The organism is Bradyrhizobium murdochi (genome assembly GCF_000472965.1).
Lineage (GTDB): Bacteria > Pseudomonadota > Alphaproteobacteria > Rhizobiales > Xanthobacteraceae > Bradyrhizobium > Bradyrhizobium murdochi.
Genome location: NZ_AXAU01000002.1, coordinates 606,003 through 628,183, shown reverse-complemented (window position 1 = coordinate 628,183; position 22,181 = coordinate 606,003). Strand labels below are relative to the sequence as shown.

Below are 22,181 nucleotides of genomic sequence, written 5' to 3'. Positions count from 1 at the left end.
TATTCCGGTTCCGCCAACCTTGCGAGCTAGAATCGCGCAGCCATCTCGGCCAGCCGCCGATGCGCGCCTTCGCGAGCCGCCCGGATCGGTTCGAGCGGCCCGGTCGTCGGTCCGATCGGCACGAAACGCACATCGCTGACGCCGATGAACCGCAGCGCCTCGCGCAGGTAAGGCGTCGCCATGTCGATGCGGCCGCGGTTCATGCCGGTAACGAAGTCGCTGCCGCTTGCGAGAATGACGATTGTCGGCCGGTCCTTGAACATAGGCAAATAGCCTTGCGCCGGGTCGAAGCGGAACGCCAACCCGGGCTGCGTGATCACGTCGATCCATTGTTTCAGCTTATAGGGAATGCCAAAATTCCACATTGGCGTCGAAATCAGCACGCGGTCGGCGAGTGCAAAGCGGATTGCGATGCGCTCGGCGACCGCAAAGGCGTCGCGCTGTGAATCGGTGAAGGCCCGCCCATTGATGCGGGCATATTTGGCCTCCAGTACATAGCCTTCGAATTCCGGCAGGTGATCCCGCCACAGGTTCATCACGTCGATGTCCCAGTCCGGCCTCGCCTGGCTGAAGCGGTCGATAAAGATGCGCGCGCCGGCCGAAGATTCCGAGTCCGCGCGCGGCGAGCAGCTCAGGTGAAAGAGTTTTGGCATGGCCGCGCTCTGGTCATCCTAATCCCCTGATAACCGCATCGGCGTTGGTGACGACGGCGACGTTCTGCATGGCAAAATTGATGGAGGCGTTGTGCCAGTCAGCGTTCATGGTCGAGCAGCAGTCTTCCGGCACGATCATGAAGTAGCCCTTGTCGGCGCCAGTACGGGCGGTGTGTTCGATCGACATGTTGGTCCATGCGCCGGTGTTGATGATCATGTCGCGGCCGGTTGCCTTCAGGATGGTCTCCAGCCGCGTGCCCTCCCAGGCGCTCATGCGCATCTTCTCGACCACGAAATCGCCGGCGCGCGGCTCAAGCCCCGGCACCGGGGCGGCACCCCAGCTTCCGCGCACCATCGCGCCGCTATCGACCAGCCCTTCGAACAAGGGAGCATTGAGCGTGACGCCGGGCGCGCCAGGTTCGACGATGAACCAGACATGGATGATGACGACGCCGCGGGCCCGCGCGGCCTCGGCAAGGCGGCGGACATTGTCGACCACCCGCTGCTGGCGCGCATGGACGGGGGAGCCGGATGCGGCGAACGCGCCGCCCTCCATGATCACATCGTTCTGCAAGTCCTGAATGATCATGGCGCAGCGGCGCGGATCGAGCTGCATGTCGCCGCCGGCCAATTGAGGTGACGCAGGCGCGGCGGAAGCAGTGTCGGGACCCGTTGAAGCCCGGCTGCTCATATAGGGCTCGTGGCGCGGTCCGGCCTTGACCGGAATCGCATAGACCGAATGCGTGGCTGTGAGATAGAGCGTGCGAAAATCAGGTCCGCCCCAGGTGAGGTTGGCGACGAGTTCGGGAACGCGCACCTTGCCGAGCAACTCGCCTGATGGCGAATAGACCCAGACACCGCCGGGCGCCGTGACCCAGACATTGCCGCGCTGGTCGCATTTCATGCCGTCGGGCAGGCCGGGCTCGAGCTCGGAACGAATGCCGCTGGCGAAGACGCGCGCGTTGGCGAGCGAGCCATCGGCCTCGACGTCGAAGACGCGGATCAGCGCCTGCGTGGTGTCGTTGACGTAAAGCAGGCGCTCGTCGGGCGAGAAACAAAGGCCGTTCGGCTGATCGAACATGTGCCGATCGACTACGAGTTTCGGTGGCCCCCCACCGGGCGGCACGCGAAAAACGCCCTGGAAGCCGAGCTGGCGCGGCCGCTCGACGCCATAGACCGGCATGCGGCCGTACCAGGGATCTGAAAAATAGATCGCGCCGCTCGAATGCACGCAGACGTCGTTCGGACTGTTGAGTTCCTGATTCTCGAAATGCGAGGCAATCACCTCGCATCTTCCGTCCGGGCGTTCGCGGATCAATGACGAGGTGGCGTGCTCGCAAACGATCAAATTGAGCCCGGCGTCATAGGTCATGCCGTTGCATTTGTTCGAGGGACGCTTGACCTCGACGACGCCGCGCTTGGTATCCCATCGCCGGCGCACGTCGGCCGGCATGTCCGAAAACAGCAGATACTGATGAACCGGATGCCAGATCGGCCCTTCCGTGAATTCGAAACCGGTGCCGACCTGGCCGACCGGCGCATAGGGGTCGATCAACGTTTCGAATTCCGGGCGCAGCGTGACGTGCGTCATCGGTCCGTCCTTTCAGCGCTCAGGCCGGGAACCAATTGCGCTGCGGCAGGCTCTGCACCACCGGCCCAGGCACCTGGTCATGCAGCCGGCCAACCACCATGCCGCCTTCGATCTTGGCCGGCCGGTCGTGGACCGGGAGCAGGTAGCGCGAATTGCTCAGGAGCTTTTTGATGGCGGCCTTCTCGGCCCGCTTGCTGGTGCCGTGATTGCCCGTCGTGCGCGGTTCCCAATCGTGAATTTCGTTGAAGGGGTTCACGATTTGGTCGTTGAAGTCGTAGATCACATCGCCGCAGATGGTGGCGATGCCGTCGGCGGTGTGAACGTGGATGTTCATCGAGCCTTCGGTGTGGGCGTTGGCCGCATCGCAATAGACGCCTGGCATCAGTTCGATCGGCCCGGTCACCTCGAGATCGAGGAAACGCAGCGCGCTCTTGGTGTGCAGGCGGTCGATCAGGTGCTTGATGTCGGGCGCCGGATATTGCGGATGCATCAATCCCGAGACGGAATATTCCAGCTCCTTGCGGTTGAGCACGACGGTGGTGTTCATCGGAAACAGATCGTCCTTGCCGGCATGATCGATGTGCAGATGGGTGTGGCAGACGAAGCGGACGTCTCCCATGCGCACGCCGTGGCGCGCGAGCTGATTCTCGATCATGTTCTCGTGGTATTGCAGACCGCGCATGCCCAGCGTTTCCATGATCTGGTTGGAGCGGTAGCCGGTGTCGATCACCACCGGATAGGGCCCGCCGACGATCAGGAAGCCGAGCGTCAGGACACGGCGGGTACGGCCGCAGTCGCGGCCGAGCACGAGAAAGCTCGATTCCAGTTCGATATCCCCATAGTCGAGGATTTTGATTTCAAGCGGCATATGTTCCCTCCTACATTCTTTTAATTGGCGGTCTGCGCGTGCACCGTCATCGCTCACGCTCCCAGCCGATAGACGCGCGCGGCCGTCGTTCTCAGAATGGCATCGCGTTGATCGGCGCGAAGCGAGGCCGTTGCGGCGAGATAGGCGTCGATCAGTTCGCGATAAGTCGTCCAAAGTTTCTCAATCGGAAAATTGGAGCCGAACAGGCAGCGGTCGGCACCGAAGATTGCGACCGTCTCTGTGAGGACTTCGGCGATATGCGACGGGTCGTTGCGATGGATGAAGGTGCCGAGCCCGGAAAGCTTTGAGACGATGTTCGGACAGGCTGCGAGGCGGGTCATCCCAGTGCGCCAGGCGGATCGGCCTTGCGGCGAGAGGTCTTCCAGCATGCCGGCGTGCTGCAGGATGAAGGTCACATCAGGGCACGCTTCGGCGAGCTCCGCGGCACCGGCCATCTGCGGCGCAAACACCTGCAGATCGAAGCTGAAGGCGTAGTCGGCGAGCCGCGCGATGTTGCGCCGGATCTTGGGATCGGCGCAGAGGTCGGGCCGCGCCGCAAAACGATAGAGGGGGTTGTCGTGCCAGTGCAGTTGCATGCGCACGCCCCGCACAAGGGGATAGCGCGCGAGACGATCAAGTTGCGGACGGACGTCATCGACGTTGAAATCGGCATAGGAGACGATGGCGTGTGGCCAGCCATGGTCCTTCGCCGTCTGCTGCACCCAGGCGGTTTCGTCCTCGAAGCGATCGTTGGCCCAATTGGTCTGCACATAGACGGAACGCGTTACGCCGGAACCTGCGAGGTCAGCGAGATATTCCTGGATCGGATAGTCGCGCCTGATCGGCTCGTAGGGGCCGAAGATCCGCGGCTGCATCGGGCCGATGAGCCAGGGCAGGTCGGCCTGACGCCAGATGTGGTGATGGGCATCGACGATTTCGGTCACGCTGCCTTCCTTTGTCCAAGCGAGAGTACATGCGAAACGATCGCAGCCGTGGATCCGCCATCGGCCAGATCATCCACGAAACGGCGGATCGCGATCAGCGCTTCGGTCTGCGGCTGAAAGCCGGGGCCTGACGCCAGCGGCGTCAGCCAGCTCAGGCGCCAGGCGCGCCGCGATAGCTTTGCCACCGCGTCGCGTAGCGCCGAGGGATCGCCACGTTCGAGGCCGTCGGAGAGGATGACGACGGCGGAGCCACGCGCATAGCTGCCGAACCGCGGTACCGCCAGGAACGCCTGCAGCGCATCGCCGATGCGGGTGCCGCCGTCCCAATCGCTGACCAGATGCGCTGCGGCGAACAGCGCCTGCTCGCGGCGCTTGAGACGGAGCGCGCGCGTCACGCGGGTAAGCCTTGTGCCGAAAGTGAATACCTCGACGTTGGGAGCCGCATGCACCACGGCATGGGCGAGCTTCATATTGTCGTCCGTGCGCCCTTTCATCGAACCCGAGACGTCGATCAAGAGCAGCACCTTGCGCGGACGGGTGCGCCGCTTCAGCCGTCCGAGCCGCAGCACCTCGCCATCGTTGCGCACGCTGTCGCGCAAGGTACGGCGAAGATCCGCCCACGGCCCGCGGCGGGCGCGCCTGCGCCGGTGGCCGCGGCGTCGCGGTAATCGGGCAGGGGCTTCGCGTGACAGTCTTCGCAAGACATCGCCGGTCGCGCTCGGCGCGAAGCGGCGTTCGACCAGCGCCTCCGCGCGGGCCGCGGCAAGCCCCGACTCGTTGGCTTCATCGGCGAGCAGTGTTTCATCCTCGCCGCGACCTTCCTCCTGCAGGCGAACCACTTCCTCATCTTCGGCGCCGGCATGGTCGACCGCTTCGCTGCCGAGGAAATGGATATCGAACAGCCGATCGTAGGTCGCGCGCCGCTCGGGCGGCGGCGCGAGCGTTGCCAATCCGGCCTGCCGAATGGCTTCGAGGCTGCGCGGACCCAGCAACTCGATGGCAGCCAGGAATGTAGTCGTCTGTTCCGGCGCCACGGCAAAACCGTTGGCGCGCAATAGAGCGACAAAGGACACGAAGACGCCGGCAGCACGTGGCAGTCGAAGTTCGTCGCTCACGCGGCAGCCTCCGCAATGAGGGCGTCGAGCCGGCCGGAGATGAAGGTGAGATCCTCCTCGTCCTTCAGCGCAACCCCGATCGAGCGCTTGAACGCGTCTGGCCAGCGGGCGCCGCGCGCGTGCAACAACGTGGCCGCTTCAGCCCAATCCACCGCCTCGGCGATGCCCGGAGCCTTACTGAGCGGCTCGCGCCGGAGTTTGCCGACGGCGGCAACCACGGCACGCGCGGTCGCTTCGGCAACGCTCGACGCCCGCATCATGACGATACGCGCCTCGCGCTCGGCGGTGGGATAATCGATCCAGTGATAGACGCAGCGCCGGCGCAACGCTTCATGCAGATCGCGGGTGCGGTTTGAGGTCAGCACGACGACAGGGCGCTCCGCGGCACGGACAGTGCCGCGCTCGGGAATCGAAATCTGGAAGTCGGAGAGGAATTCCAGCAGAAACGCCTCGAACTCCTGGTCGGCGCGGTCGATTTCGTCGATCAGCAGGACGGTAGAGTCGGGCGCGCGCAAGGCGGCCAGCATCGGCCGCTCGATCAGGAACGTCTCGCCATAGATGTCGATGCTCTCTTCGCCGGCCTGGCGGATCGCGAGCATCTGGCGCGGGTAGTTCCACTCGTAGAGCGAGGCTGACGCGTCGATGCCCTCATAGCATTGCAGGCGGATCAGGCGGCGGCCGAGCACGGCGGCGATGGCTTTTGCAGCTTCGGTCTTGCCGACACCCGGCGCGCCTTCGAGCAGCAACGGCTTGCCGAGCGCGAGCGCAAGATAGGCCGCCGTCGCCAGGCCCTCGTCGGCGAGGTAGTACGCCGTCCGCAGCGCCCTTTCGAGCGCCTCCGGGCTGTCGATGCCGACGATGTTTGAGCGGACCGTCATGGAAAGACCTCAGCGCCTCGCTTGCGGCCGCGCACCGCCCTGCGCCTTGATCGCCCGCAAGACTTTCTCCGGTGTGATCGGCAGTTCATCCATCCGCACGCCGACCGCGTTGAAGATGGCGTTGGCGACCGCGGGCAGCACCGGGTTGGCGCACATCTCGCCGGGACCCTTGGCGCCGAACGGCCCGTCGGCCGCAGGGCGTTCCAGCACCGCGATATCGTGCGGACAGGTGTCGCCGGGGCCGGGCATCAGATATTCAACGAAATCGCGCGGACCATGCGTCGGGTCGGGATAATAGGGTTCGGGTGTTTCAAACAGCGCGTGGCTGATCCCCATCCACGCGCCGCCGACGAGCTGCTGCTCCACCAGCCGTGGATTGAGCGCGCGGCCGAGCTCGTATGCACTGTCCATGCGCACCATCGCGACCTCGCCGGTCTCGTCGTCAACCTCAACCTCCGCGACCAGGCAGGCGTGCGCATAGCAAGTCGCAGGCGACATCTCGCCGGTCTCAGGGTTCACCTCCGACAGCGGCACCAGAAAGATGCCGCGGCCTGAGATCGTCTTGCCTTGCTTGAACTGCGCGGCAATCGCGACATCCTTGGTGGAGATCGAGCGGTGCGGCGCACCCTTGACGTGGATGTTGCCGCGCCCGTCGGTCTCGAGATCGGCGGCATTGACCTCCAATTCCTCCGCAGCGGCTTCCATCATGACGCCGCGCGCCTCTTTCGCCGCCGCCATCACCGCATTGCCGACCCGATGCGTGCCGCGCGAGGCGAACGAGCCCATGCAGTGCGGTCCGGTGTCGGAGTCCGCGGTATCGACATAGACGTCCTCGACCGGCACGCCGAGCGTCTCCGCGCAGATCTGCCGCGTCACCGATTTCATGCCCTGGCCGAGGTCGATTGATGACAGCGACACCGTGAACTTGCCGCTGGGGTTGGAATGCACCAGCGCCTGGCTGGGGTCTCCGCCAAGGTTCATGCCGATCGGATAGTTGATCGAAGCGATGCCGCGTCCGCGATGTTTTGCCATGGTCAGCGCCTCCTGGTGCCGAAGACGGAGGAGAAGCGGGTCGCGCCGTGTGACGGCGACTGCGGCCTTGGAGGAGGGGGCGGTGCGGGAGGCGGCGGTTCGTGGATCGGTGCAGGAGGCGCGCGATCGTATGTGGTCCGCTGCTGTGAGACCGCAGCACGTTGTGGGGCAGGCTCGATCGGCGTCGGCGATATTGCCGCCCGGCTGCCGCCGCCATCCTTGCGCGAGGACATCCGCTTGACCTCTTCGCGCAGCGGCCATTTTGCTTTCTCGGCGGCGACCTGGGCGCATTCGATCAGTGCGGTGTTCTTGGCCTCGCGCCGGTGCGCCTTCATGTCGCCGTCGCGATAGGCGTTGAGGATGCGGAACTCCATCGGGTCGATGCCGACAAGATGTGCGAGCTTGTCCATCTGGCATTCGAGCGCAAAGTCCATTGCCGTGACGCCGAAACCGCGCATGGCGGTAGCAGGCGTCCGGTTGGTGAATACGCAATACACGTCACCGTGGACGTTCGGGATCGTGTAAGGGCCGGGCAGGTGGGCCACGCATTTGACGACGGCGTAGCTCGAAAGCCTTGTATAGGCGCCGCTGTCGAAATAGGCGCGGATCTTGCGCGCGACGATGCGGCCGTCGCGCATCACGCCGTCCTTGATGTAGATGCGTTCGGCGCCGCGCGGCGAGCCGAATTGCATCTCCTCTTCGCGGCCGAGCTGATAGCGTACCGGCCGCCCTGTCAGCATCGCGCCGAGAATGGCGAGCGGCTCGGTCAGCGTATCCACCTTGCCGCCGAATCCGCCGCCGACGGTGCCGCCGATGAAGTGGAACGTGTTGGAGGGTACGTCGAGGATTTTGGCGCAGGTGTCGAGCGAGAAGAACAGCGCCTGCGTTGAGGTGTAGACGACATAGCGGCCGTTGGTGTCGGGAGCTGCGATCGAGCCGTTGGTCTCGGTCGGCGCATGCTCGATCGGCGACATCTGGTAGCGCTGTTCGAGCACATGATCGGCCTCGGCAAAGCCGCGCTCGACGTCGCCGAAGCGCAGCTTTTGGTGATCGTAGACGTCGTGATAGATGAAGGTGTTCTTGGGATAGGTCTCGTTGACGACGAGCGCACCCGGCTTCAGCGCCTCCTCGACGTCGAACACCGCCGGCAGCGGCTCGTAGTCGACGCGCACTTTCGCCATTGCCTCGTAGGCTTCGCGCGGGCTGTCGGCGACAATGGCGACGATCGGCTCGCCCTTGTAGCGCACCTTGTCGACCGCGAGCGACGGCTCGTCGTCCTTGCCGAAATTGATCAGGCTGAGCAGCGTATTGAGATTGCGCGGCACGTCGGCCCCGCGGATGATGCGGCGAACGCCGGGCGAACGTTCCGCTTCCATCGTATCGATACGGCGTAAGCGGGCATGGGCGTGCGGGCTGCGCAGCACTTTCAGATGCAGCATGCCCTGCAGCTTATGGTCGTCGAAATAGGTCGAAGTGCCCGTGACATGGCCGAGCATGTCCTGGCGCTGGGTGCCTTTCCCGATCTCTTTCAAATTATCGTCGCGCTCGTCGGCGAAGATGTCCTTGCGCAGTTCCAGCATGGTGGTTTCCTTTAGGCGCGGGCCCGCCCGCTCGATGCGGCGGCGAGCACGGCGTTAATGATCGGCTCGTAGCCGGTGCAGCGGCAGATATTGCCGGAGATCGCCTCGATGACCTCAGCGCGGCTCGGCGACGGATTGCGATCGAGCAGCGACTTGGCGGCCATCAGCATGCCCGGCGTGCAGTAGCCGCACTGGGCTGCGAACTGCTCCATGAAGGCGCGCTGCAGCGGATGAAGGTTGGGCCCGTCCTTTAGCCCGTCGAGCGTTTCGACGGCGCGGCCGTTCACGGCTTCCGCCAGCGTCAGGCAGGAGAGATGCAACTCGCCGTCAATCAGCACGCTGCAGGCGCCGCAGCCGCCCTGGCCGCAGCCGAATTTTGGCGTCATGTCGCCGATCAGTTCGCGAAGCGCGACCAAGAGATTGACGCCGCCATCGACGAACACCGCGACATCGCGGCCGTTGTGGCGAAACTGGAGTGGGGTCTTAGTCATGAAGGCTTACTCCAGGCCGGACAGCAGGCGGCGAAGATGAACGCCGACGATCTCGCGGCGATACCAGGCGCTGCCAAGGGCATTATCTGTGGGTGACACGCCTTCGGCGGCTACCGCCGCAGCAGCGTTGATCGCCGCATCGTCAAGCGCGCGTCCCTCCAGCGCCCGCTCGGCGGCCCTTGCACGAATTTGCGTCGCGGCCATCGAGCCGAGCGCGATGCGCGCACCAGAAATGCGGCCACCGCTCGAAGGCAGGTGCGCCGCCAGCGTGATCACCGAACCGCCCTTCGGCTTGATGCGGGCGATCTTGCGATAGCGGAAGGCGTCGGCACTTGCAGGCCGCTGACACGCGACCGCCAGCACCAGCGCGCCGCTCTGCCGTTCGCGAGATTGCAGGAACTCCTCGATTGGCATGTCGCGGGCGCCAAGACCGCCCTGGACGGAGACTGTCGCGTCGAGCGCCAGCAGGGCGACGGTGAAGTCTCCGTAGGGGCTGGGCGCGAACAGATTGCCGCCCACCGTACCCATGTTGCGCACGGCCGGCCCGCCGATCGAGCGCGCCGGCGCGTGCAGAAAGGCGAGGTCGCGCTCGGCCAGAATTCTCCCAAAGGTGACGCCGGCGCCGATCGTGACGCGCGAGCTTGCGACGTCGATGCGAGTTAGCGCCAGGTCGTTCGCGCGCACGACGGTGGAGATCGAGACATCGCCCTCGTTGAGGGCGCGCATGACGAGCGTGCCGCCGCCGAGATAGCGCGCGCTACGGTCCGACGATAACGCCGACGCCGCCTCGCCAAAATTCGCAAATGTCTTCACCGTGACGGGCATGACTTCGCCTCTGCTTTCATGCGGCCTCCTTCAGGTGCCTTCGAATGGCGTCGAAGCCGGCTTGATAGATCTGTTCCGCGACCATTTGCGTCAGCCGCTCGGCATCGGCAGGCCGCGTGGTGAACCTGGATTCCCAATGCCAGAAGGTGCGGTCGCCGTCGGTGACGGGCAGCAGGCGGACATGGGCGACATAGTTGAACATCGGGATCGGCGTATCGAGCAGGCAATAGCTGAAGGTCTGTTCGAGGTCGGACAAAGCGAGCAACTGTTCGCGCAGCTCCGAGCCGTCCTGCAGCTTGAAGCGGCGCACGCAGCCGATCTTGTCAGCGGCCTGTGCGCGCTCGATCGTGCTGGTGGCGACCTCAGGATGCCAGCGGTCGTGGCCGTTGAAATCGCGCAGCACATTCCAGACCGCGGTTGTCGGCGCGTCGAGGATCGTGCTTTTGACGATATGCGGCACGCTAGCCTCCGAAGGCGCGCTTGAGCGCGTCGAATCCGCCCTGGAACACACCTCCGCCGATGTTGCTGACGAGCTCGTTCTCACGCTCGGGCGCGCAGTCGAACTCGGCAGTCCATTCCAGAAAAGTCTGGTCGCCGTCGGTCACGGGCGTCAGCCGCAGCGTTGCAACGTAGTTCTCCACGCCCATCGGGGACTCCAGGATGGAGTAGGTGCAGAACATGTCGTAGTCGGAGAGCCCGAGCAGTTTTTCGCGGATACGATCGCCGTTGCGCAGGCGAAAATCCCGCACGCATCCGATCTTGTCCGCGGGCTCGCCGCCCTCGATGCGGCTTTCCGCAATCGCAGGATGCCAGTTCGGCAACCCGTTGAAGTCGCGCACCCGCGCCCAGACGCGGTCGTTGCGGGCGTTGACGACAGTGGAGACGTAGACGCGGGCCATGGCGTGCTCTCACCCTTTCTTGCGTGGTCCGCGTTCAGGAGCGGGTTCGCCGGGGCCGGGGACCGCAGGCGGTGCGTCGGGCTTGCCTTCAAGCTTCCCTTGGCCGCCTTTACGCGCGGAATCCCTGATGCCCTGCATGTCGCGCGCCTCGCGGATCAGGCCTGGCATCCTGGCGAGGCTGCCGCCCTCGACACCGATGTCGGAAAGGATCGAGTCGATCAGCGGCGCCTGCACGCGGTAGCGCAGCGCCGAGTCGATCACCTCGTCGGTGGCGCTGCGGCCGGCACCATTGCCGCCGCCGGCGCCATTGAGGCCGTCCACCTGAAGGATGCGGATACCCTCGATCTTCTCCATCGGCTTGACGCTCTCGCGCACGATGCCCTCGATCCGGTCGAGCAGCTTGCGGCGGAACAGCGAGTAACGCGCCTGGTCGGTGAGCACGTTCTCCGCTTCGTTGAGCAACCGCTGCGCCTCGGCTTCGACCGCGGCGCGCACGCGCTCGGCGTCGGCGGCGATACGGGTCTCCTCCGCCCGCTTCTCCGCCAGCAGCACCTCGACGGTCTTTTGTCGTTTGGCGATCTCGCTTTCGCGGGCGGTGACGACGCGCTCGGCCGCTTCGGTCGCGCGTACCCGCGCATCCTCGGCAGCCACCTTGGCGGCGGATTCTTCCAGCGATTTCTGATAAAGGGCGATCGCCTTTTCCATCAGCGCCGTTTCGACGTCCTTCTCGCGGTTGACCTCGAGTTTCCGCAAGTCCCGCTCGCGGCCGATACGGGCTTCATCGAGGCCGCGGTCGGCGGCGATGCGCGCCCGCTCGACTTCCTCGCGGGAAGCAATCTCGGCTTCCTGCAGCGCCTGGACACGGCCGACTTCGAGCTGCTCGATCGCGCGCCGGCGAGCGAGCCGGGCGGCCTCCAGCGCCTGTTCACGCGAGACGTCGGTGGTCTCGACTTCCTTGCGCGCGTTGATCTCGGCCTGCTTGACCTGGCGATCAGCGTCGATGCGCTCGGAGCGCTTGGCGGCCAGCGCAATCACGCGCTCCTCGTCGGCAATCTCGACTGCCTTCTTCTGATCGATATTGAGCACCTCTCGGGTCCTGGACGAAGCGATACGTTCGGCTTCGAGCGCCAGCTCGACCTCGACGCGGCGCCGCTCGATGACGTCACGCCGCTTGAGTTCGGCAGCTTCGATGGCTTCGGTACGCTCGATCTCGAGACCCCTTGTTTCTCGTTCGGCCCGAATACGCTGCGCGGCGACGACCTTCTCCTGGGAGATGCGGGCGGCCTCGATCGCTTCGCGCGAGGCGATATCGGCCTCCTCGACGGCGCGGTTGCGCGCAATTTCGAGCGAGCGAACGCGCTCCTCCTGCGCGATGCGCGAGGCTTCGGTTGCCTCTCGCGCCGAGATACCTGCGACTTCCAGCGCCTGGTTGCGCTCGATTTCGAGCTTGCGCGTGGCGTGCTCGGAGCTGATCCGCTCGGCGGCCAGGGTACGCTCGCGGGCGATCCGCGCGGCTTCCACGGCCTTTTGCGCCTCGATCTCAGCCTCCTGGATGGTACGAATCTGCGCAATCTCCAGCGCGCGGGTGCGTTCGTCAGACGCAATGCGTTCGAGGTTGACGATCGTGGTCTGGGCGATGCGGGCCTTTTCGGTTGCCTCGCGCGCCGCGATCTCGGCTTCTTCGACCGCGCGGGTGCGCTCGATTTCGCGCCTTCGGGTTTCTTCCTCGTTGGCGATCCGCGCGTCGGTGACGGCGCGGTCCTGCTGGATGCGCGCCTTCTCGATCGCTTCGCGTGCCGTGATCTCGGCTTCCTCGACGGACCGTGTGCGCTCGATGTCGCGCTGCCGCACCTCCCGCTCGGAAGCAATGCGGGCGGTATCGACCGCGCGTTGATTGGCGATCTTGGCCTTTTCGATTTCCTCGCGCGCCAGCAATTCCTTTTCCTCGACCGCTCGCGTGCGCTCGATCTCGCGGTGCCTTGTTTCGCGCTCGGAGGCGATGCGGGCTTCGGCGATGGCGAGCTCATTGGCGATACGTGCCTTTTCGATTGCCTCGCGGGCGGCGATCTGCGCCTGCTCGGCCTCGGTCTCGCGCAACGCGCGCTCGCGCGCCACCTCGGTGCGCTGCAGCGCCCGGCGCATCTCGATGTCGCGTTCTTGTTCGAGGCGGGCGGTCTCGCTCTCGCGCTCGATCTCCAATGCCTGCCGCTCGGCATCGAGGTTGCGAGCGCGGATCTTGATCATCGAATCCTGCTCGATATCGTTGCGCAGCTTGCGCTTGGCTTCGATGTCCTCCATCAGCCGGGTGAGGCCCTCGGCGTCGAAGCGGTTCGACGGATTGAAATATTCGAGGTCGGTCTGGTCGAGATCGGTGATGGCGACCGATTCGAGCTCAAGCCCGTTCTGGGCCAGCGCTTCGGCGGCGGCGGCCTTGACGCGGGCGACATACTCGCCGCGCTGCTCGTGCATCTGCTCCATTGTCATTTCGGCGGCCACTGACCGTATGGCGGAAACAAACTTGCCGGAAAGCAGGGCGTGCAACTGCCCCGGCTCGAGCGTGCGCCGCCCGAGCGTAGCAGCGGCGATCGCGACGGCTTCACGGGTCGGCTGCACGCGGACGTAAAAATCGGCCTCGATGTCGATCCGCATGCGGTCGCGGGTAATCACCGCGTCATGCTTGGCCCGCACGATGCCCATCGGCAGCACGTTCATGTTGACGGGCGTGTAGTCGTGAATGAACGGCAGCACGAAGGCACCGCCATTGATCACCACGCGCTCGCCCAAGAGACCGGTGCGGACGAAGGAGACTTCCTTCGACGATCGGTGGTAGAGCCAGTTCACGACATAGACGACGACGGCGATCACGACGATCGCGACGATCAGCCAGAGGATCAATTCGCCAACCAGAGTCCCCGACATCTCTTCCTCCCTTGGTCTCGGCGTTACCGCGCGCCGATCGCCTTGAATTTGCGAACCTGTTCCGTCAGCGCCCGCTCCACCGGCAGGCGCTCCATCGAGGAGGCGCCGTAGAAGCCGTGGCACTTGCGCGTGTGTTTCATGATGAAGTCGGCGTCGGCGGGCTCGGCGATCGGGCCGCCATGGGCCAGGACCAAGATGTCCGGATTGACGCTGAGGGCGGCTGCCGCCCAGGTGTCGATCTGTTCCGGACAGTCTTCGAGCTTCGGCGCAGTATGCGCACCGATCGCGCCGCCGGTGGTCAGGCCGAGATGGCAGACGATGATGTCGGCACCCGCGATCGCCATTGCCGCGGCTTCGCTTTCGCTGAACACATAGGGCGTCGTCAGCATGTCCTTGTCGCGCGCCTTGGCGATCATGTCGATCTCCAGCGCATAGGACATTCCGGTTTCCTCGAGATTGGCACGGAATACGCCGTCGATCAGGCCGACGGTCGGAAAATTCTGCACGCCGGCAAAGCCCAGCGCCTTCAACTGATCGAGAAAACTGTCCATGTCGCGGAACGGGTCGGTGCCGTTGACGCCGGCCAGTACCGGCGTCCGGGTGACGACGGGGAGCACTTCGCCGGCCATCTCCAACACGATCGCGTTGGCGTCACCATAGGGCATCAGGCCGGCGAGAGAGCCGCGGCCGGCCATGCGGTAGCGGCCGGAATTGTAGATCACGATCAGGTCGACGCCGCCGGCTTCCTCGCATTTGGCCGATAGGCCGGTGCCCGCGCCGCCGCCGACGATCGGCTCGCCCTTGGCGGCCATGTTGCGAAACTTCTTCAGAATGGCTGAACGTTCGAACTTCGCCATGGTCACCTCGCGACTTTCCGACGTGTCCCCGGGCGTCCGACCAGAGGACGGAGCGCGTTGACGATGGCGGATGCAAATTCGGGTTCGTTGATGTGGCGCCTGATGCGGATGAGCTGGCGGTTGCCGGTCTGGCGCACGCTGCGTTCCAGCGCTGTAAACAGCGCCGCGTCGGCTTCCGGATCCCAGAACGGCTGACCCGGCGCATCGAGCGCGGAGACACCGCCTTCCGGCAGGAAGAAGCGCACCGACCCGTCCATCCGGTTGAGTCTTTCGCCGATCCAGCGGCCGATGCGGTCGTTCTCTTCCGGCGTGGTGCGCATCAAGGTCACCTGCGGATTGTGAACGTGGAATTTGCGCTGGCGGTAGCGTTCGGGAATGCTGTCGGGCGCGCCGAAATTGACCATGTCGAGCGCGCCGACCGAGCCGATGAAGGGGACGCGGCTGCGGATGATCGCGCCAAAGCGGTCGTCGGTTGCCGGGAATACGCCGCCCATCAGGAGATCGCAGACTTCCGTCGTCGTGAGATCGACGACGGCTGCGAGCATTCCGGAATCGACCAGCTTTTCCATGGAGCGGCCACCGACGCCGGTAGCATGGAAGACGAGGCATTCGAAATCGCTGCGCAGATCGGCCGCGATCTTCTGCACGGCCGGTGTCGTCACGCCGAACATGGTGATGCCGACAGCGGGCAACGCAACCCGTGCATTACGCTCGGCCGCACTTTGATTGTCGAGACGCGCCTTCACCATGCCGGCGATGGCGTTGGCGCCATTGGCGAGCACGGCACGCGAGATCGAGTTAAGCCCCTGCACGTCGGTGACCGAATACATCATCGCGATATCGGCAGGTCCGACATAAGGGCCGACATCTCCCGATGCGACGGATGAGATGATGAGTTTCGGTACGCCAACAGGAAGGCTACGCATGCCCGGCGCAACCAGCGAGGCGCCGCCGGAGCCGCCGGCTGAAATAATGCCTGCGACATTGCCTTGACGGCGCAGCCAATTGGCGAAGGCATCGGCCATCGCCGTCACCGAGGCGCCGCGATCGGAGCCGAACACGCTCGAACCGCCGCGCCCATGGTTGAGCGCGATCTCCTGGGCGGAGACGTCGCAGGTGGAGAGCTTGCCGCTGGTGGACACGTCGACCAGGCGCGTCCGCAAATCATGACCGGCGATTACGTCGCGGATGAAGCGCAGCTCCTCGCCCTTGGTATCGAGGGTGCCGACGACGAGCACGACCGGTGGCCCGGACGCGGTTTGAGCGACGGCACCGGCTTGGCGTTTCTGCCGTGCGACGTCTTCGATCCGGGGAATGCCCGTCGAAAGCGTCCGCGCGGCGGCCTCGATGCGCGCAATCGGTGCCGGCTGCGACCAGCGCGTCGGCAGCGTGGGATTGGAGATATAGATCCGGATTGGTGCCGTGCTCGGGGCGCGCGGCGGGGAGGGACGCGTCTTCTCCGCGCTCGCATCGATAGCTTCGATATCCGTTTCCAGCTCGGCGTGAACACCAACGACACCAACACCAAGCAGCCGTTGCTGCAACTCGCGGTCGGCGGCAAGGCGCGCGGAATCGATGATGCGATTGATGCGGCCATTGACCATGATCGCGACGTTCTTCGAAATCGCCGTGGCGACGCCGATATTCTGCTCGATCACCAGCACCGACATCTCGCCGTCTTCGGCAAGCCGCACCAGCATTTCCTCGACCTGGGCGACGATGACAGGGGCGAGGCCTTCGGTCGGCTCGTCCATGATGAGGAGATGCGGATTGGTCAGAAGCGCGCGCGAGATCGCCAGCATCTGCTGTTCGCCGCCGGAGAGCTGACCGCCACCGTGATCCCTGCGTTCGGCAAGGCGGGGAAACGTCTCGTAGATGCGATCGATGGTCCAGACGCCGCGCCGCATCCCGGCCGCCAGCCGCAGATGTTCGTCCACGCTGAGCGAGCGCCACAGCCGTCGCCCTTGCGGAACGTAGCCGACGCCTGCTTGCGCGATCCGGGCCGGGCTGAGGCGGGTGATGTCCTCGCCGCGGACGCGCACCGAACCGCCGCTCGCCCGCAGCAAGCCCATGATGGTCTTGCACAGCGTGGTCTTGCCCATGCCGTTGCGGCCGACCACCGAGAACACGCCGGAATCCAGCGTCAGCTCGACGCCCTGCAGCGCATGGGAGTGGCCGTAGTAAACGTCGAGGCCCCGGACTTCGAGGGCAGGTGCTGAACGGCTGAAATCACTCATGGCCGGCCCCCAGATAGAGTTCCTGCACCTCCGGGTCGGCTTCGATCTCGTGCGGCAGGCCTTCCTTGAAGACACGGCCGTTGTGCATCATCGTGACGCTCTCGACGACGCGAAGCGCGACATCCATGTCGTGCTCGATGATGATGTAGCCGATATGGGCGGGTAGCGACGTCAGGATATCGATCAGTTCGCGCCGCTCGGTGGGTGACAGGCCCGCGGCCGGTTCGTCGAACAGGATGAAGCGCGGCGCGCCGGCGAGCGCGAGTGCGATCTCGAGCTGCCGCTGCTGGCCATGCGCGAGTTCCGCGACGCGCTGCTCCCTCAGGGGTGTCAGGTGCACCGCCTGGATCAGCGCCTCTGTCGCATGCATGAGGGCATCGTTCGCCCCCGGGCGCAGCGGAGAAAACCGTCCGCGAGAAACGCCGCGGCAGGCGAGATAGATGTTGTCCCTCACCGTAAGGCCGGGGAACAGCGCCGATATCTGGTACGTGCGGCGCAAGCCGCGCCTGATACGCTCGTAAGGCGGGAAGTGGGTAATGTCCTCGCCGAAGAAGCGGATGGTGCCGGAGGACGGCGGAAAGTCCCCGGTCACGCAATTGAACAGTGTCGTTTTGCCGGCGCCGTTGGAGCCGAGCACGGCGCGGCGTTCGCCCGGACGAACGGTAATGGTGACGTCGGTCAGCGCCGCGAGCGCGCCGAACAGCCGCGTCACGCCGCGCAGTTCCAGCGCGGCGCCGGCGCCGACAGCCGAAAAGCGTGGCGCGGTGCTATCCATGGCCGTGGCCTCCGCCCGCGCGTTTATCGACGGCCGCCGCGCCGCGGCGCCACCGCTCCCAGAGACCGATCACGCCATCCGACGACCAGAACACGATGGCGAGGAAGCCGAGGCCGATCAGCAGCCGGAAGCGGTTGCCGTCGAGCCCGAGCTTGACCAATAGATCGAGCGCGAAGGTCCGCAGGATGACGAAGATGAAGGCGCCGATGAAGGGCCCGATGGGGCGGGTGATGCCACCGACCACGGCGATGATCAGGATGTCGATGCAGGCGCCGACGCTGACCGAGCCGGGCGAAATCTGCCGGTAGTTCCAGACCTGCAACACGCCGCCGAGTGCAGCGATGAAGGCCGCGAAGGCGTAGGCTGCCACGCGGTGCGCGTTGACGTTGAAGCCGAGTGCGGCCATGCGGCGGGGATTGTCGCGCACGCCCTGCAGCGCGAGGCCGAACGGCGCGCGCGAGACATATTGAACGGCGAAGTAGCAGAATGCCGCGACGCCCAGCGTGACGTAATAGAAGGGAATATCGGAGCGCCAGTCGATGCCCCAGAAACGCGGCGTGGCGATGGTGTTGATCCCGGTGTGGCCGCCGAAGATCGGCCAGTTCTGATTGGTGAAATAGTAGAAGGCCGCGCCGATCGCGAGCGTGATCATGATGGTGTAGATGCCCTCGGTGCGCACCGCGAGCGCGCCACCGAGCGTGCCGAAGACCGTGGCTAGAATGAGCGCCATCGGCGTAGCGAGCCACCACGGCCAGCCGAGGCTGATATTGGTGTTGGCGCTCATGCCGAACACCGCGACCATGTAAGCGGCAAAGCCGGCGACGGTGAGTTGCATCAGGCTGACCATGCCGCCATAGCCCGCCAGGAACATCAGGCTGAGTGCGACGGTCCCGAGGATCAGCGTCGTGGCAAAGATCTCGATGAGGAAGAAGCCGTTGGCGATGAACGGCATGATCAAGAGGATCACGGCCACCAGCCAGACAGCCGGCTTGTTGAATTCCGGCCATGCCAACAACGCCGCGCGCGCTTCTGCCGGCTGACTGGTCTGAGGATGGGCGCCCTGGAGCAGCGACATGTCAGCGCCTCGCAAGGAGGCCCTGCGGCCGCAGCGCCAGCACCAGCACCATGATCAGGAAGGTCACGACGATTGCATAAGTCGGGATGTAGACGGAGCCGAGCTGCTCGGCGAGGCCGATGATGACGGCGCCCAGCGCCGCGCCCGGGATCGATCCCATACCGCCGACAATGACGACGACGAGGGAAGCCAGCAGAAAGCGGGTATCTTCGCCGGGCGAAAGCGACTGAAAGGTTCCGCCGACGACGCCCGCGATGCCGGCGAGGCCGGCGCCAAGCGCGAACACGGCAACGAAGACGAGCTGGATCGGCACGCCGGTCGCTGCCAGCATGTCGCGGTCATCGACGCCGGCGCGCACCATCATGCCGACGCGGGTTCGGTTGAGCGCCAGCCACATCGCGATGCCGATCACGATCGCCGCGACCAGGATCACGAGCCGCACCAGCGGATAACGCAAATAGACCGCCTCACCCGACGATCTGACCGCGGTGACCAGCGGCAATTCGATCGGGCCGACCAGCCAGCTCGGCGTCTGGATCTGATAGAAGTCACCACCGAAGGCCCACAGCATCAGATCGGCAAACACGATCGAGAGACCGATCGTGACCATGGTCTGGCGCAGATCCTGCCCTTCCATGCGGCGAAAGACGACGATCTGCAGGACGATGCCGACCAGCGCCACACCGAAAAATGCGATGATGAAGCCGAGGATCCAGGAACCGGTCCAGGCGCTGATGGCGTAACCGATGTAGCCGCCGAACAGATAAAGCGAGCCATGCGCCAGATTGACGTTGCGCATCAGGCCGAAGATCAGGGTGAAGCCGCTTGCCACCAGAAAGTAGAGGCTGCCGAGCGTGATGCCGTTGAAGACGGCATTGAGAAAGACCCGCTTTCTGCCGATTGTCTCTTCAAGGCCGGGCGGCCAGACGGCGAGGATCAGCCACAGCAGCAGCGCGATCGCGACCAGTGCGATCAGCGCCCATGCCGGATGGCGCTCGATGAATCGTGTCACGGCAGTAGCCCGGCCGTCGCCATACCGTCCTCCCAGACGCCGCGGCCGTTTCGGCTCGCGTTTTGGGCATCCTAACGGCGTCGCGAACCTTGCACTTGATTGTCAGTATCTTTTCGCACCAAGTGCGCTCAGGGGCGCAAGACTTTGGCGGCGCGGCGGTATTCAGTCGGCGCCATCCCGACATTGGCCGCGAAGAAGCGGGTGAAACCGCTCTGGGAGGAGAAGCCGAGATCGAAGCCGATATCGGCGATCGGCACCTCGGTCGCGACCAGGGCGTCCAGCGCTTGTTCCATGATCAGTGTATTGAGATAGAGGTTTGGCGTCACGCCGGTCTGGGTGCGGAACAGCCGGTAGAAGTGTGGGCGCGACAGCCCGGAGGCCCGCGCGATCGAATCCAGCTCGATCTCGGCGCCCGGGCTTTCGGACATCAGCTTGATGGATTTGCGGACGCGAAAGTCGGTGACGGCGGTGGCGGTGCGCGTCTCCTGCACCGGCTCGGACGTCTGCCAGCTTTCGTCATAACAACTGTCGATCAATTGCCTGAGTTCGCAGTCGAGGCTGCTCAGCGAAGGTGCGCCGCACACCAGCGCGGCAGAGCGGCGAATGTGCCTGTCGAGCGTGGCCGTACGCTTGAAGCAGGTGCGGCCGAACCGCAGGCTATGGACGCGGGCCGCGTCGGGGGCGAACCATTCGGCGTTGACGTAAAGCACGAAGAAGATCGCCCCGTTCTCCATGTCCGTCGGGACAAAATTGTGTGGTTCCCAGGGGTTGACGGCAATAATGGAGTCTTCGGCAAGCAGCCATCGCTCGTCGCACACATCAATGCGGGCTGGCGTTCCACCGACATGAAAAATCAGGTGCCCTTCGCGATGCGCGTGCATGTTGAAGGGGCGGTTCAACTGATAGACCGTCGCGCGACCGAACCGGCCGTGGAAGACGGCGAGAGCCTTGCTCATGCCTTCCCTCCCGCGGGATGTTCTTGTCTTTTCAACCAGCGTTCAACATCCGCCGCGAGAATGCAAGGGAAGATCAAGGGAAGATCACGTCCAGCCCGGGCCCCGGCATGACCGGGGCCCGTTCGCAAATGCGAAGAGGTCAGTACTTCTTGCACTCCGGAACCGTCCGGCTCGGCAGCCCGATCTTGGAGAACACTGCCGGGTCGTAGCCGAGCGTCTGGTTCACGTTCGGAATGACCTTCACGACCTTGCTGAAGAGGGCGCCCTTGCCGTCATCCACCACTTCGGTGACGAAGTTGGTTCCGATCGCCTGGCGGTTGGAGTCGAGCTTGATCTTGCCGTTGGGCGCATCGAGCTCGATCTTGGCGAGGGCTTCCTTGAGCTTGGCCTGGTTGTTGCTGAGGTCGCCATTGACCTGACGCAGCGCCAGGATGAGCGCCATCGTCGAGTTGTAATAGTTGGTGGCGAGCAGTGACGGGCTGGGGAACCGCTTGTTCGGCGGGAAGGCGTCCTGATAAGCCTTCACGAATTTCTGCCAGCCCGCATCCTCCCAGGTATCGGCCTGGCCGCTCGCGGCAATGGTGCCGAGCAGCGCATTCTTGGCGTTGCCCTTGGCGGAGAGGATGGTCTGGTCGACCATGATCGAGCCGCCCATCAGATGCGCCTTGCCGCCGGCCTGCTGATATTGGTTCAGGAAATTGACGGCATCGGCACCGCCAAGGCCGAGATAGATCGCGTCGACGTCGTCGGGCAGGGCGGCGATGACAGAGGCAAAGTCCTTGGTGCCGAGCGGCACCCATTGCCGGTTGGTGACTTGTCCTCCGGCGCCGCAGAACTCGAGCACAAGCCCGAAAACCTGGGTGTAGATGAACGAATAGTCTTCGCCCACCGTCGCGATCTTTCGGTAACCCTTGGTGTCGTAAGCGTATTTGCCGAGGCCCACCTGCCACTGGGCGCCGTCCATGTTGTAGCGGAAGAAGTTCGGCGCCGGATCGACATAAGTGGTTTCCTGCGCGCCGGAAGCAGCGTTCACAAAGGTCAATTCCGGACGCGTCTTGGCAAAGTTCTTGACCGCAATGCCTTCGTCACCGGACAAGGGCGAAAGCAGGATCTGGACCTTGTCCTGCTCGATCAGCTTGCGCACGGCACGAACCGCGGAGTCGGGCGTGGCATCCGTGGAGGCAATGATGAATTCGATTTCCTTGTCGCCGACCTTCTTGCCGAGTGTGTTGATCGCCGTCTGGTGCCCGCGGATTCCGTCCTCGCCGAGCACCGTATAGGTGCCTTCGAGGGTCGCGGTGACGCCGACCTTGATCTTCTCTTGAGCTAAGGCGGCGCCGGAAAGCAACAGGCTGCTCAGCGCGATAAGTCCCGCACAGCTTCTAAACATCGAACCCCTCCCATGTATCGCCAGTTTTTCTATAGGTCGTTCCGAAATCGTCATGCCCTTCACAGTGCATTGCGACCGGGACCG

General features: G+C 64.6%; 20 protein-coding genes. All 20 read right to left on the bottom strand.

Going from position 1 to position 22,181, the window contains the following annotated elements:
- Positions 1–26 precede the first annotated feature (26 nt).
- The 20 genes from YUO_RS0110365 to YUO_RS0110270 all read right to left on the bottom strand — a co-directional run bounded on the left by YUO_RS0110365 (position 27) and on the right by YUO_RS0110270 (position 22,097).
- The gene (locus tag YUO_RS0110365) at positions 27–653 is read right to left on the bottom strand and encodes an FMN-dependent NADH-azoreductase (RefSeq protein ID WP_028347187.1); all 627 of its coding nucleotides are present in this window, start codon (positions 651–653) and stop codon (positions 27–29) included.
- A 13-nt stretch (positions 654–666) separates the two neighbouring features.
- Positions 667–2,244, bottom strand: coding sequence for an isochorismatase family protein (locus tag YUO_RS0110360; protein WP_028347186.1), 1,578 nt, complete (start codon positions 2,242–2,244; stop codon positions 667–669).
- A 19-nt stretch (positions 2,245–2,263) separates the two neighbouring features.
- Positions 2,264–3,112 (bottom strand): MBL fold metallo-hydrolase, encoded by an 849-nt coding sequence (locus tag YUO_RS0110355; protein ID WP_028347185.1) that lies wholly within the window; start codon positions 3,110–3,112, stop codon positions 2,264–2,266.
- A 53-nt stretch (positions 3,113–3,165) separates the two neighbouring features.
- Positions 3,166–4,056, bottom strand: coding sequence for an amidohydrolase family protein (locus YUO_RS0110350; RefSeq protein WP_028347184.1), 891 nt, complete (start codon positions 4,054–4,056; stop codon positions 3,166–3,168).
- Positions 4,053–5,171: a vWA domain-containing protein gene (locus tag YUO_RS0110345; RefSeq protein WP_028347183.1), complete on the bottom strand. Its 1,119-nt coding sequence runs from the start codon at positions 5,169–5,171 to the stop codon at positions 4,053–4,055. Before YUO_RS0110345 ends, YUO_RS0110350 begins: the two co-directional genes overlap by 4 nt.
- Positions 5,168–6,049 (bottom strand): AAA family ATPase, encoded by an 882-nt coding sequence (locus tag YUO_RS0110340; protein WP_028347182.1) that lies wholly within the window; start codon positions 6,047–6,049, stop codon positions 5,168–5,170. Before YUO_RS0110340 ends, YUO_RS0110345 begins: the two co-directional genes overlap by 4 nt.
- A gap of 9 nt (positions 6,050–6,058) precedes the next feature.
- Entirely contained in the window at positions 6,059–7,081 is a 1,023-nt protein-coding gene (locus YUO_RS0110335; protein ID WP_028347181.1) for a xanthine dehydrogenase family protein molybdopterin-binding subunit, read from the bottom strand.
- 2 nt (positions 7,082–7,083) lie between these two features.
- Positions 7,084–8,661: a xanthine dehydrogenase family protein molybdopterin-binding subunit gene (locus YUO_RS0110330; RefSeq protein WP_028347180.1), complete on the bottom strand. Its 1,578-nt coding sequence runs from the start codon at positions 8,659–8,661 to the stop codon at positions 7,084–7,086.
- An 11-nt stretch (positions 8,662–8,672) separates the two neighbouring features.
- Positions 8,673–9,152 (bottom strand): (2Fe-2S)-binding protein, encoded by a 480-nt coding sequence (locus YUO_RS0110325; protein ID WP_028347179.1) that lies wholly within the window; start codon positions 9,150–9,152, stop codon positions 8,673–8,675.
- A gap of 6 nt (positions 9,153–9,158) precedes the next feature.
- Positions 9,159–9,977 (bottom strand): FAD binding domain-containing protein, encoded by an 819-nt coding sequence (locus YUO_RS0110320; RefSeq protein ID WP_028347178.1) that lies wholly within the window; start codon positions 9,975–9,977, stop codon positions 9,159–9,161.
- A 16-nt stretch (positions 9,978–9,993) separates the two neighbouring features.
- A complete protein-coding gene (locus YUO_RS0110315) occupies positions 9,994–10,437 on the bottom strand; it encodes an SRPBCC family protein (protein WP_028347177.1) in 444 nt (147 codons plus the stop codon).
- 1 nt (position 10,438) lies between these two features.
- Entirely contained in the window at positions 10,439–10,876 is a 438-nt protein-coding gene (locus YUO_RS0110310; RefSeq protein WP_028347176.1) for an SRPBCC family protein, read from the bottom strand.
- A 9-nt stretch (positions 10,877–10,885) separates the two neighbouring features.
- Complete coding sequence (locus YUO_RS0110305) at positions 10,886–13,795, bottom strand: flotillin family protein (RefSeq protein ID WP_028347175.1); 2,910 nt, start codon at positions 13,793–13,795, stop codon at positions 10,886–10,888.
- A gap of 23 nt (positions 13,796–13,818) precedes the next feature.
- The gene (locus tag YUO_RS0110300; RefSeq protein WP_028347174.1) at positions 13,819–14,652 is read right to left on the bottom strand and encodes a phosphoenolpyruvate hydrolase family protein; all 834 of its coding nucleotides are present in this window, start codon (positions 14,650–14,652) and stop codon (positions 13,819–13,821) included.
- A gap of 2 nt (positions 14,653–14,654) precedes the next feature.
- Entirely contained in the window at positions 14,655–16,889 is a 2,235-nt protein-coding gene (locus YUO_RS0110295) for an ABC transporter permease (protein ID WP_028347173.1), read from the bottom strand.
- Positions 16,882–17,664 (bottom strand): ABC transporter ATP-binding protein, encoded by a 783-nt coding sequence (locus YUO_RS0110290; protein WP_028347172.1) that lies wholly within the window; start codon positions 17,662–17,664, stop codon positions 16,882–16,884. The genes YUO_RS0110295 and YUO_RS0110290 overlap by 8 nt, the downstream gene beginning before the upstream one ends.
- On the bottom strand, positions 17,657–18,739 hold the full coding sequence (locus YUO_RS0110285) for a branched-chain amino acid ABC transporter permease (protein WP_028347171.1): 1,083 nt from the start codon (positions 18,737–18,739) through the stop codon (positions 17,657–17,659). The genes YUO_RS0110290 and YUO_RS0110285 overlap by 8 nt, the downstream gene beginning before the upstream one ends.
- A 1-nt stretch (position 18,740) precedes the next feature.
- Positions 18,741–19,751: a branched-chain amino acid ABC transporter permease gene (locus YUO_RS0110280; protein ID WP_028347170.1), complete on the bottom strand. Its 1,011-nt coding sequence runs from the start codon at positions 19,749–19,751 to the stop codon at positions 18,741–18,743.
- Positions 19,752–19,879: 128 nt separating this feature from the next.
- Positions 19,880–20,707 (bottom strand): AraC family transcriptional regulator, encoded by an 828-nt coding sequence (locus YUO_RS0110275; RefSeq protein WP_028347169.1) that lies wholly within the window; start codon positions 20,705–20,707, stop codon positions 19,880–19,882.
- Positions 20,708–20,846: 139 nt separating this feature from the next.
- The gene (locus tag YUO_RS0110270) at positions 20,847–22,097 is read right to left on the bottom strand and encodes an ABC transporter substrate-binding protein (RefSeq protein ID WP_028347168.1); all 1,251 of its coding nucleotides are present in this window, start codon (positions 22,095–22,097) and stop codon (positions 20,847–20,849) included.
- Between the last annotated feature and the right edge of the window lie 84 nt (positions 22,098–22,181).

Bases quoted from the DNA above. Each gene is read 5' to 3' on its own strand.
- YUO_RS0110340 (WP_028347182.1), bottom strand. From the start codon at position 6,049: ATGACGGTCCGCTCAAACATCGTCGGCATCGACAGCCCGGAGGCGCTC.
- YUO_RS0110295 (WP_028347173.1), bottom strand. From the start codon at position 16,889: ATGAGTGATTTCAGCCGTTCAGCACCTGCCCTCGAAGTCCGGGGCCTC.
- YUO_RS0110300 (WP_028347174.1), bottom strand. From the start codon at position 14,652: ATGGCGAAGTTCGAACGTTCAGCCATTCTGAAGAAGTTTCGCAACATG.
- YUO_RS0110285 (WP_028347171.1), bottom strand. From the start codon at position 18,739: ATGTCGCTGCTCCAGGGCGCCCATCCTCAGACCAGTCAGCCGGCAGAA.
- YUO_RS0110320 (WP_028347178.1), bottom strand. From the start codon at position 9,977: ATGCCCGTCACGGTGAAGACATTTGCGAATTTTGGCGAGGCGGCGTCG.
- YUO_RS0110325 (WP_028347179.1), bottom strand. From the start codon at position 9,152: ATGACTAAGACCCCACTCCAGTTTCGCCACAACGGCCGCGATGTCGCG.
- YUO_RS0110290 (WP_028347172.1), bottom strand. From the start codon at position 17,664: ATGGATAGCACCGCGCCACGCTTTTCGGCTGTCGGCGCCGGCGCCGCG.
- YUO_RS0110330 (WP_028347180.1), bottom strand. From the start codon at position 8,661: ATGCTGGAACTGCGCAAGGACATCTTCGCCGACGAGCGCGACGATAAT.
- YUO_RS0110310 (WP_028347176.1), bottom strand. From the start codon at position 10,876: ATGGCCCGCGTCTACGTCTCCACTGTCGTCAACGCCCGCAACGACCGC.
- YUO_RS0110275 (WP_028347169.1), bottom strand. From the start codon at position 20,707: ATGAGCAAGGCTCTCGCCGTCTTCCACGGCCGGTTCGGTCGCGCGACG.
- YUO_RS0110365 (WP_028347187.1), bottom strand. From the start codon at position 653: ATGCCAAAACTCTTTCACCTGAGCTGCTCGCCGCGCGCGGACTCGGAA.
- YUO_RS0110335 (WP_028347181.1), bottom strand. From the start codon at position 7,081: ATGGCAAAACATCGCGGACGCGGCATCGCTTCGATCAACTATCCGATC.
- YUO_RS0110270 (WP_028347168.1), bottom strand. From the start codon at position 22,097: ATGTTTAGAAGCTGTGCGGGACTTATCGCGCTGAGCAGCCTGTTGCTT.
- YUO_RS0110355 (WP_028347185.1), bottom strand. From the start codon at position 3,112: ATGCCGCTTGAAATCAAAATCCTCGACTATGGGGATATCGAACTGGAA.
- YUO_RS0110360 (WP_028347186.1), bottom strand. From the start codon at position 2,244: ATGACGCACGTCACGCTGCGCCCGGAATTCGAAACGTTGATCGACCCC.
- YUO_RS0110305 (WP_028347175.1), bottom strand. From the start codon at position 13,795: ATGTCGGGGACTCTGGTTGGCGAATTGATCCTCTGGCTGATCGTCGCG.